General features: G+C 66.7%; 1 pseudogene. It reads left to right on the top strand.

Features of this window, described 5'->3' with window-relative positions:
* Positions 1 to 160 (top strand): annotated as a pseudogene (locus EN874_RS33415) (GNAT family N-acetyltransferase); the annotation flags it as partial.
* Positions 161 to 279 lie beyond the last annotated feature (119 nt).

Raw genomic sequence — 279 nt, 5'->3', positions numbered from 1 at the left:
TGCGCTGGCCCTGCATCCGCAGCTCAGTACCGACGTCAACGAACAGAACGCGCAGGCCGTCGGCTTCTACCAGCGCATGGGTTTCGTCGAAACCGGACGTTCACCGCTGGATTCGCAGGGCCGCCCGTATCCGCTGATCCATCTCCGGTACGAGGGCTGAGATCAGCCCCGGCGGCGGGGGGCAATCCACGGGCGGGGCGTTTGCCTCGAATGCCGCTGAGTAGCGCACTTCGCCCTGCGCGATCGGCGGCACCAGGGAGAGGGCCTGGAAGTACGTTG

The sequence above is a fragment of the Mesorhizobium sp. M1D.F.Ca.ET.231.01.1.1 genome, assembly GCF_003999155.2.
GTDB lineage: Bacteria > Pseudomonadota > Alphaproteobacteria > Rhizobiales > Rhizobiaceae > Mesorhizobium.
The sequence above is the reverse complement of the archived record's forward strand: the minus strand, read 5'-3'. Positions and strand labels throughout refer to the sequence as shown.